This is a genomic window from Thiohalocapsa sp. (genome assembly GCF_022340605.1).
Lineage (GTDB): Bacteria > Pseudomonadota > Gammaproteobacteria > Chromatiales > Chromatiaceae > Thiohalocapsa.
Genome location: NZ_JAJDNQ010000144.1, coordinates 1 through 15,440, shown reverse-complemented (window position 1 = coordinate 15,440; position 15,440 = coordinate 1). Strand labels below are relative to the sequence as shown.

Sequence of the window (15,440 nt, the reverse complement as noted above, 5' to 3'; positions counted from 1 at the left end):
TGCTCATCAGATGGCGGACCAGAGGTAGAGGAACAGGGTGTTGTTGTCGCTGGCGTCGCGCCCGAATCCGTCGTAGTTGGAGCTGGCGCCGTTGAACTGGTTATACAGGGTGTATTGCAGGCCCACGCGCAGGTTGGCCCAGGGCGCCGCCCAGGAATCCTCCTTGCCGAAGGGGGTCCAGTCGGCCTCGAGGATGAGTCCGTTGCTGTCGGGCTTGCCGGTGCGGCTGCCGCCGTCCGGCGCCGGCGCGTAGAGCGCGGTGTCGCGGTCACCCCAGGTATCGAACAGGCCCAGCCTCAGGCCATAGGTCTCCTTGTAGGTGTAGGAGGCATTGAGGTTGATGTTCTGCAGCGTGGCGCTGGACCGATTGGCATCGCCGGCGGCGAGGCTGGCGTTCAGCTTCTGGTGCTCGTGGGTATAGCTGCCGTTGACCGTGAAGATGTGCGCGCGGCTGCCGAGGAACTGGTAGGACGCGTCCACGCCCATGTCCAGATAGTCGTTGGTGGGGCCCGAGTGGAAATCCGGATGCAGCTTGGCCGCCAGCCCGAACAGGCCAAGGGAGTACGCGGATTTCCGCTTGTCCTTGAACCACGCCAGGCGCCAGTACGGGGCCGCGCCGGACAGGTCGCCGGCGTCCGCGCCGATGCCGAGCGAATGCAGCGTCGACCGCGACAGCGAGCCGTAGGCGCCGGCTTCGGCGTAGATCGAGTCGTTGAAAAAGCCGTAGGCCGAGCCACCGAGCACCTGGTACTCCAGGCCGCCCTGAATCAGCGGGGCCGCTGCCGGCGTTGGCGCCACCTCCGAGGCGATGTAGGGGAAGCTCCAGGCGGACAAGGTGTTGAAGGGGTCGCTGATGGTCGGGTTGTTGTTCACCGACAGGCCCAGGATGGTGTCCTTGCCGCCGAGGTCGACATTGCCGGCGAAGCGCAGGTCCATGTTGTCCAGCGAGAAAATGTTCTCCACGCCCGAGTAGGTGGTCTGCACGAAGGTGCCCACGTGGTTCGTCAGCCGCCCGGCCAGGAAGGCGGAGATCTCCTGCATCGACAGATTGTTGTTGACGCCGACGTACTTGCCCGGGTCTTCGGAGAGGTCCTTAGCCGTGTTGGTGAATGAGGCGACAGCCATGCCGGACAGCGGCATGCGCAGGGACGTGCTGTTGGACTCGGTGTAGCCGCCCATCTTGAACACCATGCCGAAGGGCGTGAGCTGCGGGCCAAAGCCGCCGACGTGGCAGGCGGCGCACTCCTCGCCGGTCTGGCGCGCGTAGCTGGGCAGCGCCTGCGCGGGCTGCACGTAGACTCCGAACAGCGCGAGTTGGGTCACGAGCAGCGCGAGCAGACCCAAGCCAGATGGGCGCCGGCCTCTCACGACCGGGGAGTGGATGTGGTGAAGATGCATGTATTACCTCTTATCGTAGCGATAGGCGTGCGCCGGCGCGCGGGAAGACGTGCGCAGAGCGGACTCGGCGAGGCGCGCGCCGGCGACAGATCGCGGCCCTGGCAGCATCGCCGTCAGCACGCCGTCGCGGCGCAGCAAATGGTGCCAAAGGGCGGCGAGCACATGGACGCCGATGAGCACCAATAAGGACCAGGCGGCCACTTGGTGCCAGCCCTGCAGGGTGTCCGCGAGATCGAAGTCCAGGCCGAGCAGCGACGGCAGGCGAATCAGCCCGAACAGCCTGACATCCTGGCCACTTGCCGAGGTCTGCGCCCAGCCCAGGAACGGTATGGCCAGCAGCAGGACATACAGACCCAGGTGCCCGGCCGCCGAGGCGACGGCAACGGCGCGGGGCAGGCCATGGCGCGGCAGCCGCGCGCGATACCGCCAGCGCAGCGCCAGCCGCACACAGACCAGAGCCAGCACCAGCAGCCCCAGGGAGCGGTGCTGCTCCAGCAGCCACAGGCGCAGTGCACGGCCGCTCACGTCCTCGCGCGCCAGGATCAGGGTGACCCCGGCCAGGATCAGCAGGGCCGTCAGCCAGTGCAGCCCGATGAGCATGAAGGGATAGCGCTTGGCCGCGTTCCGGACAGGCGCGGAACGGATGGGCAGGGGCTTGTGCTGGCTCATGCCGACTGCTCCCTGGGCTGGCAGTTCGGCATGCCCTCATCCACCCCGTCCAAATGATCGATCAGCGCGGGCAACTGCTTGGCCAGCGCGCCGTCCACCAGCCCCGGCAGGATGGCGTTGACCCCGGCGAAGAACCCTTCCGGCTGGCCGAGGTAGACCTCGTTGCGCTCCCGCTCGATGGCCTGAACCATCGCCGCCGCCACCGGCTCCGGCTCGTCCATCCGCATCAGGCCGTGCGCGGCCATGGCGTGCACCACCGGCGGGTTGAGCGCCGTCCGGACCGCGCGCGGGGCGATGTAGGTGACACCGACGCCGGTGCCCGTGAGCTCCCGCCGCAGCGCCTGGGAGAAACCACGCAGCGCGAACTTGCTGGCGCTGTAGGCGGCGAACAGCGGAAAGCCGATGCTGCCGAACATGGAGCCGACGTTGACGATCCGCCCATGGCCGTACCGGAGCATGCCGGGCAGGACCTCGCGGGCAAGCAGCATCGGCGCCTCCAGATTGACGGCCAGCAGCCGCGAGACCGCGGCCGGGTCGGTGTCCTGGAAGCGGCGCAGTTCCAGCACGCCGGCCAGGTTGATGAGGATGTCGATCCCGCCCCACTCGCGCTCCGCCAAGGCGATGGCCGCGGCGCGCGCGTCGGCGCGGGTCACGTCGCCGATGGCCACCAGCGGGCGTGCGCCCAGCGGCTCCAACTCGGCGCGCAATGTCTCGGCCGCGTCCGGGCTGTGCTCCAGCGCGCAGATCCAGGCGCCCTTTTCCGCCAGCATCCGCGCGACCAGCCGGCCCATGCCGCCCCCTGCCCCGGTGAGCAGCACCCGTTGTGTCTCGAGTCGCATCGGCTCAGCCCTCCTTGACGCCACCGTAGCCCGCGGCGGCGAGCTTGGCGCGGACCCGGCTCAGCAGCGCGCGGATCTCCTGCCGCCGGCCCTGGTCCGCGAGCGGCCGATTCGGCCGCTTTGGCGCATGCATGGCGCGATCCAGCGCGCCCTCGGCCTCTGCATAGCGTCCCTGGCCGAACAGGAAGTCGCCATACAGGTAGTTCGGATCGATGCCCTCAGGGTTCATCGCGAGCGCCTGTTTCAGGTAGCGCTCCGCCTTGTCCTTGTCGCCGAAGCCCACGGGCCAGCCGGGAACCTTGCCGTAGAGGGCGCCAAGGGAGGTGTAGACCGAGCCGTTCAGGGCCTTCGGGTCGATGCGCTCCGCCTTCAATAGTAGGTCGCGCGCCGCCTTTGCCATGCCCAGGGCGCCCAGCCCACCCGTGGCCTTGGCATGGCTGCTGCGCGAGATTGCCTCCCAGATCATCGGCTCCGCCCGGCCCGGATACTGCCGGGCCAGTGACTCGGTGGCGGCGTCCAGCCGGGTGAACGCGGCGTCTTGTCCGGACGCCGGCGTCTGGTACATGGCACGCGCCCACTGGTGCTGGATGTCCAGCAGTTGCTGGTCCATGCCGCCCGCGGCCGGCGCCGGCGCGGCGGCCCAGACCATGGCGGCGGCGGTGAGCGCGAGCGTGGTCTGTCTGACGTGAAGGGTCATGCGGCACTCCTGGCGATGTCGCCTTGGTTGGAAAGTGAACGAAAGATGTCGCCGTAGAGGCGGTAGAACATGGACGCCGCGTGCGTCACCGCGGCGCGGTCGGCCGGGTCGGTGAGCCGGTCGAGCAGACCGGCAAGGACCCGGATGTGCGCCTGGTCCAGGCTCCCGTGGGAGCTCAGGTAGCGAAACGCGGACTTGGGCAGGCCCAGGCTGTGACGCAGGGTCTCCGCGGCACGGCTGGCGAGCGCCACGCTGGTGCCTTCCAGCACGTAGACCATGCCGAACAGGCCCACCGGATTGACCCGGTTCACCAGGTCGTAGGCATAGGCCACCATCAGCTCCGTGGCCGGCAGCGGCGGTGTGTCGCGGGCGGCCTCGCGGTCGCCGCCGGCGGCGGCGATGTCGTCGAGGATCCATTGCTCGTGGCCGATCTCCTCGCCGATGTACTCGGCGACGGTGACACCCAGCCAGTCCAGCCGGTCCGGGAGCCGCGCGCCACAGGCCATCAGCAGGGGCACGGTGTGCCGGACGTGGTGGTAGGCCTGACCGAGAAAGGCGATGTACTCGGCGCGCCCCACGGCACCGGACAGGGCACGGGCGACGACGGGGATGGTCAGGAACCCCTCGCGCGCGCCGTGCGTCTGCGCCTCGATTTCGTCAAACAGCGACATGGTGCGGGTCTCCTGCATAGAGTTGGTCGATGGCGTCTCGGTAGTGCTCGAGCACCGCGGCGCGCCGCATGGCACCGGAGGGTCCGGCAAGTCCGTTGTGCGGCGTGAACGGCTCGTGGGCGACCAACCAGCGGGCGACCCGGGCGTAGTCGGGCAGGCGGGCGTTGACCCCCGCGATGGCGTCGGCCACTGCGGCGGCGCTCGCGCCTCGTCCCGGCACGATGACGGCCCCGTTGAACGGCCGCCCGGCGCCGAAGACGGCGGCCTGCGCGATGTTCCGGTGGGCCGTGAGCTCGCCCTCGACCCATTCGGGCGCGAGATTCCGCCCGAACCCGGTGGCATAGGCACTGCGCTTGCGCCCGTCGATGTACAGATAGCCGTCGGCGTCGAGCCGGCCCAAGTCGCCGGTGGGCCAGTGACCGGCGCCGACGTGCGGCGCGCCCACGTAGCCGAGGAAGCCGGGCGCCGCCACCAGCACCTCGCCGTCGGCAGCGATGCGCACGCCGCGCCGCGGCAGCGGACGGCCGACGCTGCCCAAGCGGCGTGCCCCCGGCAGTTCCAGCGCGACCACCGAGGCCGCCTCCGACAGGCCATAGCCCTGGTAGACCGGCAGCCCCAGCGCCAGCGCCTGGCTCATCAGCGCCGGCGAGACCGGCGCACCGCCCACGGCAATGAAGCGTAGCCCCGCGGGCTCGACGAGACCGGCAGCGACGGCCGCCGTCAGCGCCTTGAGCAATTCCGGCACCAGGATCAGCGTGCTAGGCCGATAGCGCCGGATCGCCCGGGCGAAGCCCTCTACGCGCAGCCCGGACGAGCCCGCGAGGCCACAGGTCTCGAGTGCCGGGAGCTCGGCCCGAGCGCCTGCGTGCAGCGGCGCGTAGAGGCCGCCGATGTTCGGCAGCAGGGTCGCAAGCGGCAGCAGCGACAGCGCCCGGTCAGCCGCCGCGGCGCCGGCCGCCTCGCAGAGCCGCACGGCCGCCTGCTCGATGGCCGCGCCGGTGAGGCAGACGCCTTTCGGCGTGCCGGTGGTTCCGGAGGTGTAGGTGACCTTCGCGGTGCCGCCTGGTATCGCCGCGCCACCGGCCGCTGGGCGCGCCAGCAGCCACAGCTCGCGGCCGGCAATGTCGAGCCGCCGGATCGTCGATCCCACCGCTACGCCTTGGAGGCGCATCGGTTGATCGGTGACGATCAGGTCCAGGTCCGCATCCCGGATCAGGTGCGCGATCTGGGCCTCGGAGAAGAAGCCCGGCAGCGGACAGCAGAGCGCGCCGCGGGCGGCGATGGCCAAGTCCGCGACCGCCCAATGGCGGCCATTGTCGGCGAGCAGCCCAATCCGGCGCCCGCGCAGACACGGCACGGCGCGGGCGATCTCCATGGCCAGGCAGCGGTAGTCCAGCTCACCGCAATCGTCCGCGATGGCCACTGCCCCCGGGGTGGCCGCGGCATGCACGGCGATGCGATCGAAAATGCCCTTCATGCCTCGGACACCCGCGGCGCTTGCGCGCCGGCGCACGCGCCAAGCGACCAGGCATGTGCCAGCAGGGAGCGCAGACAGGGCTGCGCCGAGCGGCCCGCGCCCTGAAGCTTGCCCGCGCCCGCCAGGATGTCGCCGGCATAGACCGCCGGCGCCTGACGGTAGTACGCGCCCCAAGCGGCGCCACCGTCGGGCAGCCGCGCCGGGTCCGCGTCCGCGAGCCGCAGCGGCCGCAACCCGAGCCGGCGGAAGGCGTTCGCCAACGGCCGGGTCGCGGTGAAGAGCACCCAGCGGTAGCCGGCCGCAGCGAGGAACGCGGTGGTGGCCGCGATGAGCCAGCGCGCCTGGCCGGCGTCGCTCAGCGCCAGGTTGCCGACCTCCACGAGGCCGTCCCGCGGCACCGCCGAGCCGGTGAGCGCCGTCAGCCGGTCCTCGGCCGGCAGGTCGAGGTAGTGCTCCAAGAACAGGAGCTCGTCGAGCGCTCCGCGGTAGCCCACCACGGCACGGATGCCGCTCGCGGCGCTGAAGCAGAGCAGGTCGGGATAGAAGCTATCCACCCGCGCGCCATGGGCGCGGCGGAAGCAGTCGCGCACGAAGCCGTGCAATTCCGGCCGCGCCGGGTGTCCCGGCCCGGCGCGATGCAGCGCGACGGGCTCGCGCAGCTCGGTGAGCAGTGGATCGACCCGCGGGTCGATGCACAGTGGGTCCGTTCGAGTCATGTGGGCTGTCCCCCGGTTCAGGTTTCAGCCCCTATAAGCGACCTCCGTGCCAGGTTTTTATCTAGCTGTTTTTATTTACTTTTGTAACTTTTCCACGGCCCAATGAGGCCATACTATTCTTGCAGTGCGCAAAAAACGTAGACGAGAGTTGCAGGGTCAGCGCCCAGCCTGAGACGCCGCACACAGCGCCGCCACCGCATCGGCCAGATCCTGCGGCACCGGGAGCTCCGCGACCACCCGCACGCGCTCATCCGCCCGGCACGAGACCACGTAGCCCAGCGCCCCGGGGGTCTCGGTGACGAACCGCAGCATCGCCTCCTGGGAACGCACCACGTAGGGCGGGGAAACGCCCTGGAAGTAGCGCTCGTTCCAGAAGCGCCGCAGTGCCTCCGGAGTCTTGCCCAGCAGAGCCTCCGAGAAGGCCGCACGCAACGGGTGATCGGGCGGCATGTTGAGCGGCACCAGCGCGGTGCCCGAGCGGTCGATGACCACGCGCTTGAGGAAGATATCGCGCAGTTGCGACCGGTCCAGGCGCAGGTCGATGGGCGCGGCCCCGGTCACCACGTCGATGTGCGGCGGGGACTGCGCCGCCCACGTCGCGGCGGAACAGAGCAGCAGCATCGCCCACGCGGCGCTCCGGGACCTCGCCATCAGAACAGTGCCGAGATCGAGAACAGCCAACCGTCCGGCGCCAGTTCCTCTTCGCCGCCGGACTCCTGGTACTCGATCTTGACGGTCAAGGCCGGCTTCGGCCGCCAGGCGAGACCCACCCGCGCGCTATCGGTGGCCCTGTCGTAGCCCTCGGCCTTGAACCTTTCCCCCGAGAGCACCGCGTACAGGCCACCGCCGAGCGGTGCGGCGACCTGGGCGAATCCGCCCCACTCGTCGCCAGCGCCGTTTGTCCCCCAGCGGTAGACGGCCTCCCCGGTCAGCTCCCAGGCGGCATGGCGATAGAACAGGTCGGTGCCCACCAGTACCCGGTTCCCGTCCCGCTGCCGCAGATTGAACAGCGCCGAGGAGAGTCCGATCTGCAAGTCGTCATCCAAAGCCCGCCAGCACAGCCGCAAGCCACCCGCCTGGTTGAAGAGGTTTGGCGGGTTCGGTTCCACCGGCGCGTCCAGGTAGGTCTCGTCACCGCCCGGCGCCCGGTCCAGGGCCTGGGAGTCGTCGGCCCAGAGCCGGTATTCGAGCTCCGAGGCGGTTAAGGACCGCGTGCCGATCAGCTCGGCGCCGCTGGCATTGCGCGCAAACGCGGAGGCGGTGGTCAGCGGACGAAAGATGGACCACACCAGCGGCTCGGCATGGATCAGGTTCCAGCGCCCGATGGGGGTGAGAAACTTGCCGAGGCGCAGGCTGGCGCGCGGTGTCAGGCTATGATCCAGGTACAACCGCTCGACGTGGAATTCGGCGTCGGCGATAGTCGGCCCACCATTGCGCCAGACCACCGGGTTGCCGAGCTCCAGCTCGGTGAAGAAGCGCCAGCGCGGCACGATGCCGCCGGACAGGAACAGGCTCAGGTCTTCCACCGCGGCCTTTTCCGGCACGCCATCCAAGTGTCCGGCCCTGACGGTCGCATAGCCCCCCGCCACGACACTGCCCCAAGGGAGCGGGTAGCCCATGCCCAGCTCGTAGCCGTGGACCGGGACGCTCGCGAGCAACGCGCCGGCCAGCAGCAATGCCGCGGCCATCCGCGGCGACCGTGGACGGCCGCGGCGATGGCGTCGTACACCCCCTGTTCCAAGCACGGCCGGCATCGGTCTGCGGTACGCTTGCGCCAAATTGCTGCAACCGCTGGCTGCATGCGCGCCTGTATAGAAATCGGGATCGGGATCGGGATCGGGATCGACCGCGATCCCGATTTCGCTGTCGAACCGGTCACCAGTGGTTAGTCGCATTTCGGCGCAGTAGTACCAGGTCAGAAGGTCCGGCAATGACCCGCAGGAGAGACAAACATGGCGCCCGGGAGCAAGCGGCCACCGCGGTGACGAGCACCCGGCGAGGTGCATGCGCTGGGGGTGGGCCGGGCAGTCTAACCCATCGCTCCCACTTTCTGTGGCCGGGGTCCAACCCGGCATGACCATCCGCTGGGCCATCCTGCGCGCCTTCCTGGGGCTGGTGGCGGGGACCATCCTGCTCAGCGGGGCATTGTCTTTCTACGAGTTCCGCGGCTCGCTCCAGGCCGAGATCGGGCTAAATCTGCGCGCCAGCGCGCAGGCCCTGGTGGGCCGGCTCGACGCCTTCCTCAGCGAGCGGCTGGAGGACCTGCGCGAATGGCGCCGGCTGGAGCTGCTGGAAGACATCCGGGTCGGCGACGTGGACAAGCGCCTGGCCCGCTTGCTCGCCGACCTCAAGGCCGGCCACGGCACGGTCTACGGCAGGGTCTTCTGCACCGACCTCGACGGCCGGGTGATCGCATCCAGCGACAATGCTCAGGTCGGGACGGTCGTCCCCCCTGCCCCGACCACGGACGCCGAGCGCACCGGCGTGACGCTGGCGCCGGCGCCCGCTTTCGGACCGGGCACCATCGACCGGCTGATGCTGCGCACCGGCATCACCAGTGCCATCTCCGGCCAGCCGCTGGGCTGGCTCTACGCCGAGGTACAGGGAGCAGAAATCCGCGGCCTGCTGGCAGGCGCCGTGGAGGGCAGCACCCGCACCGCCTTCCTCGCCGGCGATCACGGGCAGGTCATCGCCGCCGCCGGCCCACTCGCCGGCGCGACGGTACTAGCGCAAGTCGAAGGGTCCGACGAGCCCGGCGGCGGTCCCGCGGACCCGTCTGCGGACGGCCTGCTGGTGGGCCGCGGGGACCCCAGCGGCTACCGCCACGTCGCCGACATGGGCTGGCACCTGCATATCGTGGAGCCCGAGTACACCGCGTTCGCACCGGTGCGCGGGCTCGCCTGGACCATCCTGGCGGCACTGGCCGCCACACTGGTGCTCGCCGGCTGGTTCGCCGCGCGGCTCTCCGCGCGCATCGCGAGCCCCATCGGCCAGCTCACCGACTTCGCCCGCGAGCTCGACCTGGCCCGGGTGCCAACCGCACCGCACATCGACACGCCCATGGCCGAGGTGCGCGAGCTGAGCCGCGCCTTCGGCGACATGCTCGCCGCGCTGAGCCGCTCCCGCGAGCACCTGATCCGCGCCGGCAAGCTCGCGGTGGTAGGCGAGATGGCGGCCATCATGGCGCACGAGGTCCGCACCCCGCTCGGCATTCTGAAGTCCTCCGCGCAGATGCTGGAGCGCCGCACCGATCTGAGCCCCCGGGACCGGGAGCTGACCGCCTTCATCGGCACCGAGACCGAACGGCTCAATCGCCTCGTCACCACGCTGCTCGAGGCCGCCTCGCCGCGCGCCCCGCAGCGTCTGCCCGAGGATCTGCACGCGGTGCTGGACCACGTCGCCGCGCTGGTGGAGGCCAAGCTCCGTAAGGGCGACCTCACGCTGACCATTCACCGCGGCGCGGCGGACCCGGTGATCGCCTGCGATCGCGAGCAGATCATCCAGGTGTTTCTGAACCTGGTGCTCAACGCAATCCAGCACCTGCGCCCGGGTGGGCGCATCGCCATCTTCACGGCGGACGTCGGCGGCGCCATCGAGGCGTGGGTGGAGGACGACGGCCCGGGCATCGCCGAGGCCGAGCTGGAGCGCTGCTTCGATCCGTTCTTCACCCGCCGCGAGGGCGGGATTGGGCTTGGGCTCACCATCGTCCGTCAAATCGTCGAGGCCCATGACGGGCGCATCAGTGCAGCGCGCGGCCGCTCGGGCGGCGCCTGCTTTACCATTTGTCTGCCACGGACCACAGGGGACAGAGCACCTTGAGCCATCCGCGCCGCATCCCGAGTCGTATCCTGGTCGCCGACGACGAGACCCCCATGCGCCGGCTGCTGGAGCTGGCACTGCAGGACATGGGGCACGAGGTGGTCCAGGCCGTGGACGGCGCCGAGGCCCTGGAGCGCCTGGCCGAGACCCCCTGCGACCTGGTGCTCACCGACATGCGCATGCCCCGGCTGGACGGGCTTGGGCTGCTGCGCGCCCTGCGCGAGGCGGGCAGCGAGACGCCGGTGGTGGTGCTGACGGCGCACGGCAGCGTGGAGAGCGCGGTGGAGGCGATGAAGCTCGGCGCCGTGGACTACATCCTGCGACCCTTCGAGATGTCCACTGTCGAGCTCGCCGTGACCCGCGCCCTGGCCCAGGGCGAGGTGCGGCGCGAGAACCGCTTCCTGCGCGACGAGGTGGGCCGCGGCTGGGGCGAGCTCATCGGTCAGGGTGAGGCCATGCACCGGCTGTTCGACCTGATCCGCCAGGTGGCGCCGGCGCGCTCCAGCGTGCTCATCGTCGGCGAGACCGGCACCGGCAAGGAGCTGGTGGCCCGCGCAGTGCACCGCGAATCCGGCCGCGCCGGGCTGTTTGTGCCGTTCAACTGTGCCGCGATCCCGGCGGAGTTGCTGGAGAGCGAGCTGTTCGGCATCCGCAAGGGCGCCTTCACCGGCGCCGACCGCGACCGCGTCGGCCGCTTCGAGGCCTCCAGCGGCGGCACTGTGTTCCTCGACGAGATCACCGAGATGCCGCTGGAGCTCCAGGGCAAGCTGCTGCGCGTGCTGCAGGAAGGCATCGTCGAGCGGCTCGGCACCCATGCCCCCATCGAGCTGGACCTGCGCGTCGTCGCCGCCACCAACCGCGACCCGATGCAGGCGGTGGACGCGGGCCGGCTGCGCGCGGACCTCTACTACCGGCTCAACGTCGTGCGCCTGGAGGTGCCGCCCCTGCGCGAGCGCCGCGAGGACATCCGGCTGCTGGCCGAGCACTTCCTCGAGCGCTTCGGCCGCGAGCTCGGCCGCCCGCCCCTGCGCCTCGACCCCGCCGCCAGCGCCCGGCTCCAGAGCTACGACTGGCCCGGCAACGTGCGCGAACTGCAGAACCTGATGGAGCGCGCCGCGGTGCTCACCCGCGACGAGCGCATCGGTACAGACCTGTTGCCGAGCGCGCCCACCGTCGCCCCGGCGAGCCCGGCCGCCGCGCCCACCAGCCTCATCGACGCGGACGATCTTGCCCTCCAGCCCCGCGTCGACGCCCTCGAACACGACCTCATCGACGAGGCCCTGCGCCGCAGCGGCGACAACAAGTCCGCCGCCGCCCGGCTGCTCGAAATCAGCGAGCGCTCACTGTGGTACAAGCTCAAGAAGCTGCGGGGGTGAGCGCCGGCGCGTGACCGGGACTTGTTCCTCACCCCAACCCTCAGGGACCGAGCCGGCGTGCGGCCGTCGGGCCGTGCGCTCTAGTGCACGGCCATGGAATTATCGCTACCGTTCGCTGTCCGCCGCGAGCGAGTGTCACCCTGGAGGGCGACACTCCGGCCAGCGCGACCCGCGGCCAGAGTGTCGGCCGGCGTATCGGCCGGCGTGTCGGCCTCCAGGTCGAAACGGATCAGCGCCGCGGGCGGCCTGGAGAGTGGCCTCGATACTTCCGCATGACTGCGCCAGTAGGCGGGCATCCCGTCGGCGTCGAGCACAACCAGTCTGCCCGCGTGGGAGCGCCGTCCTCGGCGCGACGGGCGTCCGGTCGCGGCGAGGACGCCGCTCCCACGGGAGTGAGGCGCTGGCCCGAATCATGATCGAGGCCATCCCGTCCAGACGACGCAATCCATCGACATTCGCCCCATCCACATGAGCCCGAACGTCCGCAAAGCGATTGAGCGGCTGTTGCCGCCTGGTTCCGCCGACGCGGGCTAGCGTGGCACACCCCAAGGCCGGGATCTCGTGATCCATCACAGGAGTCGACAACAGCCGGGGCCGCCCGCATCCAGGCTCAAGCAAGCCACGGTACCACCAGCGGGATACTGACGATGCCGAGCAGCGTGGTGGCCAGGATCAGCGCCGCGGCGAGCTGGCTGTCGGCGCCATATTGACGGGAAAAGATGGCCGGCAGCGTCGCGGCCGGCGCCGCGCCCTGCACCATGAGCGAGTCGCGCTGCTCCGGCAGCAGGTGAAGCATGTCGGCACCCCCGGCCAGGTACAGCGGCTGGAGCAACAGCTGGGCCACTGCCACAAACAGGATCAGCGGCGCCAGATGCCGCACTGGCAGGGGCCGCAGCATCAGCCCGAGCGCGAGCCCGACAACGGGCACGAGACCGTTCTCGAGCTGTTTGCAGGCGCCAAACAGCACATCGAGCGCCAGGTTGCCGCCGGTGGGCAACGCGAAGCCGCCCCACAGGAACCCGGCGAGCAGCGCGATGAAGATGGGCGAGACCAGATAGTGGAGCAGCCCGCGAAGCACCGAGAAGCTGTCGTCATCACCTCGCGCGGCGAAGTGCGCGGCAATCAGCGGCCCGAGGATGAACAGCGGCACGCCGACACCGACCTCGGCGATCAGCACCGTCTCTTCCAGATTGCCGTGGTGGGGGTAGACGATCTCCACCAGCGCGATGCCGAGAAAGGCGGCGGACGGAAAGCCGGTGCAAAGCAGAAAGGCACCAAGGCTCGGCCGCGGCAGCCGGAAGACAAAGCGCCCGGCGAGATACCCCAGCAGCATCAGCGCGATGCAGCTGGAGAGCATCAGCCCCGGCGCCTCCAGCATCTCCCACGTGATCTGGTGCCGCGCGAGGTGCGAGAACACCAGCGCCGGCAGGATGAGCTGGGTGACGGCGCGAGCGAAGATGTCGGCGTGGTCTTCGTTCAGCACCCGGGTGCTCCGCAGGGCAATCGCCGCCGCGAACAGCGTCACCATCAGCAGCATGGATTCGGCGGCGCGCAGCGTCAGGTCCATCGGGATCGCCTCGTCCGGATCATTGCTCGTTGGGCCGCGATCATAATCTTGTCCAGAGCCATGGTGCCGCAGGAGCGGCGTCCCCGCGGCAATTCGACGCCCATCGCGCCGAAGACGGCGCTCCCACGCCAGCGTACGGGCTCATGATCGACGCCGCCATGGGCGAGCGTCAGCGCCTCGCACGCGGGCGCGAGCCCCGGTGCCGCGTGCGGGGGCGCGCCGCTATCCACCGCGCCGGCCCTTGCGCAGCAACCACGCCACGCCCAAGTAGAGCGCCCCTCCCACCACCAGCGTCACCTCCGCGGCAACGAACCAGAGCAGGAAGAGAAAGCCGATCTGCTTCCAACCCAGACCGGCGCCGACCGAGGCCACCTCACCGGGGGTCTGATGCAGGAAGGTGATGCCAGTCATGATCGAGGCGATGACCAGCGACCAGGCGACGGAAATGGCGAGCAGCGACGGGGCCTTGGCGGGCGTGTTGGACATGACTGGGACTCGATGACTCAAGGATATGCTGGATTGGCTCGCGGCGACTTCGGCGCCAGTGGGAGCGCCGTCATCGGCGCGATCGGCTTGGACCGGGCCGATCGCGGCGGGGACGCCGCTCCCACGGCGGCGCCCGGCCGGGTGCGGCGCCATTCAGGCCACGCCTTGGGCAGGCTCGCGGGATTCGCGCCGCGGCGACTGTGCGCCGGCGGGTCCGTCCTGCGCCGGCGCGCGAACCTCGGCATCGGCCCGCGCGGCGGCCCCCTGCAGCGACCAGTGCACCACCAAATTCAGCATGCGCATGGCCGCGTTGATGGAGGCGAACACCTGGTTGGCGTGCACGCCGCGGGTCTTGAACTCGCCGGCCTTGCTGGCCGCACCGCTCGCCGCACGCGCGGCGGTGGGCTGGCGGGCATCGCCCGGCGCCTCACTCGCCGGCGGCGTGGCGGCCGCGCGGGCTGGCGCCGCGGGCGACGCCCAGGTGATGGTGCACTCGGTGAGCGCGTCGGTGCGCCCGCCCTTGGGGATACGCACCTCGTAGTCCACCAGCTGCGGCAGGCTCAGCCCCTCGCGCTCGGTGATGACGGCGAGCGCCTTGTTGAAGGCGTCGAAGCCGCCGTTGCCGCTGCCGGTGGCGGTGTGCACGGTGTCGTGGAGGCGCAGCTTGATGCTGGCGGTGGACTCCAGGCCTAGGCTGGAGGAGACGTTGCAGGCGAGCAGCTCCGCGTGGTCGTACTCGCTGGACTCCAACACCTCAGCGATGATAAATGGCAGATCCTCGAAGGTGATGCGCTTCTTGGAATCGCCGAGCTCGACGATGCGCGCCAGCACCTTGCGCTGCTGCTCTTCCGACAGGCGGACGCCGAGCCGCTCCAGGTTCTTGGCCAGCGACGCCTTGCCGGCCAGCTTGCCCAGCGCATAAACGCGCCGGCGGCCGAAGCGCTCCGGCGAGAGCCGGGTCACGTACAGGCTGCCCTTGTTGTCGCCGTCGGCGTGGATGCCGGCGGTCTGGGTGAAGACATCTTCGCCGACGATGGGGGCATTGTCGGCGATGCGCTTGCCGGAGAAGTGCTGCACCAGCTCGCTGACGCGGGCCAGGTGCTGCTCGTCGATGCCGAGGGAGAGGTCGAGCTGGTCGCGCAAGTTGACCACTACCTCCGCCAGGGAGGCATTGCCAGCACGCTCGCCGAGGCAGTTGACGGTGCAGTGCACGGCTGCGGCACCGGCCTGCGCGGCGGCGACGACGTTGGCGGTGGCCAGCCCGTAGTCGTTGTGCGGATGGAAGTCGAAGCGGCAGCCCGGGAAGCGCCGGCTCATGTCCATGACGGCCGCGAAGACCTTCTCGGGGGTCATCACTCCCAAGGTGTCCGGCAGCATGAAGTGACCGACGCCGCTGCCTTGCAGGTGCTCCATCAGGGTGTAGACGTAGTCGCGGTCGTCGGCGTAGCCGTTGGACCAGTCCTCCAAATACAGGTTGACCCGGAGCCCACGCTCGCCGGCCAGGGCCACATTGCGGCGGATATCCTCGGCGTGCGCCTCCAGGGACTTGCGCAACTGGGTCTCGCAGTGCTTGCGGCTGCCCTTGGCGAGCAGGTTCATGACGCCGCCGCCAGCCGCGCGAATCCAGTCGATGCTCTTGCCGTCGTCGACGAAGCCCAGCACCTCCACCCGGCCCTCCAGCCCGCGACCCCGCGCCCAGTCGATGATGCGCGCCACGGCCGCCTG

14 protein-coding genes are annotated in these 15,440 nt (G+C 70.1%); 2 read left to right on the top strand and 12 right to left on the bottom strand.

Annotated elements, in window-relative coordinates; all coding sequences use genetic code 11:
• Positions 1–6: 6 nt before the first annotated feature.
• The 9 genes from LJE69_RS18080 to LJE69_RS18040 form a co-directional block, all read right to left on the bottom strand.
• Positions 7–1,398 carry a hypothetical protein gene (locus LJE69_RS18080; RefSeq protein WP_296927437.1) on the bottom strand — a complete coding sequence of 464 codons (1,392 nt, stop codon included), beginning with the start codon at positions 1,396–1,398 and terminating at the stop codon, positions 7–9.
• Between the two features lie 3 nt (positions 1,399–1,401).
• Positions 1,402–2,067 carry a cytochrome b gene (locus LJE69_RS18075; RefSeq protein ID WP_296927436.1) on the bottom strand — a complete coding sequence of 222 codons (666 nt, stop codon included), beginning with the start codon at positions 2,065–2,067 and terminating at the stop codon, positions 1,402–1,404.
• The gene (locus tag LJE69_RS18070) at positions 2,064–2,906 is read right to left on the bottom strand and encodes an SDR family oxidoreductase (protein ID WP_296927435.1); all 843 of its coding nucleotides are present in this window, start codon (positions 2,904–2,906) and stop codon (positions 2,064–2,066) included. Before LJE69_RS18070 ends, LJE69_RS18075 begins: the two co-directional genes overlap by 4 nt.
• A 4-nt stretch (positions 2,907–2,910) precedes the next feature.
• Positions 2,911–3,603, bottom strand: a complete 693-nt coding sequence (locus tag LJE69_RS18065; protein WP_296927434.1) for a tetratricopeptide repeat protein — start codon at positions 3,601–3,603, stop codon at positions 2,911–2,913.
• Positions 3,600–4,274 (bottom strand): iron-containing redox enzyme family protein, encoded by a 675-nt coding sequence (locus LJE69_RS18060; RefSeq protein ID WP_296927433.1) that lies wholly within the window; start codon positions 4,272–4,274, stop codon positions 3,600–3,602. Before LJE69_RS18060 ends, LJE69_RS18065 begins: the two co-directional genes overlap by 4 nt.
• Entirely contained in the window at positions 4,261–5,751 is a 1,491-nt protein-coding gene (locus tag LJE69_RS18055) for an AMP-binding protein (protein WP_296927432.1), read from the bottom strand. The genes LJE69_RS18060 and LJE69_RS18055 overlap by 14 nt, the downstream gene beginning before the upstream one ends.
• The gene (locus LJE69_RS18050; RefSeq protein WP_296927431.1) at positions 5,748–6,467 is read right to left on the bottom strand and encodes a thermostable hemolysin; all 720 of its coding nucleotides are present in this window, start codon (positions 6,465–6,467) and stop codon (positions 5,748–5,750) included. Before LJE69_RS18050 ends, LJE69_RS18055 begins: the two co-directional genes overlap by 4 nt.
• Before the next feature lie 156 nt (positions 6,468–6,623).
• Positions 6,624–7,088: a hypothetical protein gene (locus LJE69_RS18045; RefSeq protein ID WP_296927430.1), complete on the bottom strand. Its 465-nt coding sequence runs from the start codon at positions 7,086–7,088 to the stop codon at positions 6,624–6,626.
• A gap of 29 nt (positions 7,089–7,117) precedes the next feature.
• Complete coding sequence (locus tag LJE69_RS18040) at positions 7,118–8,155, bottom strand: hypothetical protein (protein ID WP_296927429.1); 1,038 nt, start codon at positions 8,153–8,155, stop codon at positions 7,118–7,120.
• A 385-nt stretch (positions 8,156–8,540) separates the two neighbouring features.
• Between LJE69_RS18040 and LJE69_RS18035 the strand changes: the two genes are divergently transcribed.
• Both LJE69_RS18035 and LJE69_RS18030 read left to right on the top strand, forming a co-directional pair.
• Positions 8,541–10,286, top strand: a complete 1,746-nt coding sequence (locus LJE69_RS18035) for an ATP-binding protein (protein ID WP_296927428.1) — start codon at positions 8,541–8,543, stop codon at positions 10,284–10,286.
• Positions 10,283–11,662 carry a sigma-54 dependent transcriptional regulator gene (locus LJE69_RS18030; RefSeq protein WP_296927427.1) on the top strand — a complete coding sequence of 460 codons (1,380 nt, stop codon included), beginning with the start codon at positions 10,283–10,285 and terminating at the stop codon, positions 11,660–11,662. The genes LJE69_RS18035 and LJE69_RS18030 overlap by 4 nt, the downstream gene beginning before the upstream one ends.
• Before the next feature lie 610 nt (positions 11,663–12,272).
• Here LJE69_RS18030 and LJE69_RS18025 read toward each other — a convergent pair.
• The 3 genes from LJE69_RS18025 to LJE69_RS18015 all read right to left on the bottom strand — a co-directional run.
• Positions 12,273–13,229 carry an AEC family transporter gene (locus LJE69_RS18025; RefSeq protein WP_296927426.1) on the bottom strand — a complete coding sequence of 319 codons (957 nt, stop codon included), beginning with the start codon at positions 13,227–13,229 and terminating at the stop codon, positions 12,273–12,275.
• Between the two features lie 222 nt (positions 13,230–13,451).
• Positions 13,452–13,715 carry a hypothetical protein gene (locus LJE69_RS18020; protein ID WP_296927425.1) on the bottom strand — a complete coding sequence of 88 codons (264 nt, stop codon included), beginning with the start codon at positions 13,713–13,715 and terminating at the stop codon, positions 13,452–13,454.
• A gap of 153 nt (positions 13,716–13,868) precedes the next feature.
• Positions 13,869–15,440 (bottom strand): alpha-isopropylmalate synthase regulatory domain-containing protein (locus LJE69_RS18015; RefSeq protein ID WP_296927423.1); only part of this gene is annotated, 1,572 nt, incomplete at its 5' end.

What these genes read in the sequence shown, in the direction of transcription:
- LJE69_RS18080 (WP_296927437.1), bottom strand. Translation starts at nt 1,398, where the DNA reads ATGCATCTTCACCACATCCACTCCCCGGTCGTGAGAGGCCGGCGCCCA.
- LJE69_RS18075 (WP_296927436.1), bottom strand. Translation starts at nt 2,067, where the DNA reads ATGAGCCAGCACAAGCCCCTGCCCATCCGTTCCGCGCCTGTCCGGAAC.
- LJE69_RS18070 (WP_296927435.1), bottom strand. Translation starts at nt 2,906, where the DNA reads ATGCGACTCGAGACACAACGGGTGCTGCTCACCGGGGCAGGGGGCGGC.
- LJE69_RS18065 (WP_296927434.1), bottom strand. Translation starts at nt 3,603, where the DNA reads ATGACCCTTCACGTCAGACAGACCACGCTCGCGCTCACCGCCGCCGCC.
- LJE69_RS18060 (WP_296927433.1), bottom strand. Translation starts at nt 4,274, where the DNA reads ATGTCGCTGTTTGACGAAATCGAGGCGCAGACGCACGGCGCGCGCGAG.
- LJE69_RS18055 (WP_296927432.1), bottom strand. Translation starts at nt 5,751, where the DNA reads ATGAAGGGCATTTTCGATCGCATCGCCGTGCATGCCGCGGCCACCCCG.
- LJE69_RS18050 (WP_296927431.1), bottom strand. Translation starts at nt 6,467, where the DNA reads ATGACTCGAACGGACCCACTGTGCATCGACCCGCGGGTCGATCCACTG.
- LJE69_RS18045 (WP_296927430.1), bottom strand. Translation starts at nt 7,088, where the DNA reads ATGCTGCTGCTCTGTTCCGCCGCGACGTGGGCGGCGCAGTCCCCGCCG.
- LJE69_RS18040 (WP_296927429.1), bottom strand. Translation starts at nt 8,155, where the DNA reads ATGGCCGCGGCATTGCTGCTGGCCGGCGCGTTGCTCGCGAGCGTCCCG.
- LJE69_RS18035 (WP_296927428.1), top strand. Translation starts at nt 8,541, where the DNA reads ATGACCATCCGCTGGGCCATCCTGCGCGCCTTCCTGGGGCTGGTGGCG.
- LJE69_RS18025 (WP_296927426.1), bottom strand. Translation starts at nt 13,229, where the DNA reads ATGGACCTGACGCTGCGCGCCGCCGAATCCATGCTGCTGATGGTGACG.
- LJE69_RS18020 (WP_296927425.1), bottom strand. Translation starts at nt 13,715, where the DNA reads ATGTCCAACACGCCCGCCAAGGCCCCGTCGCTGCTCGCCATTTCCGTC.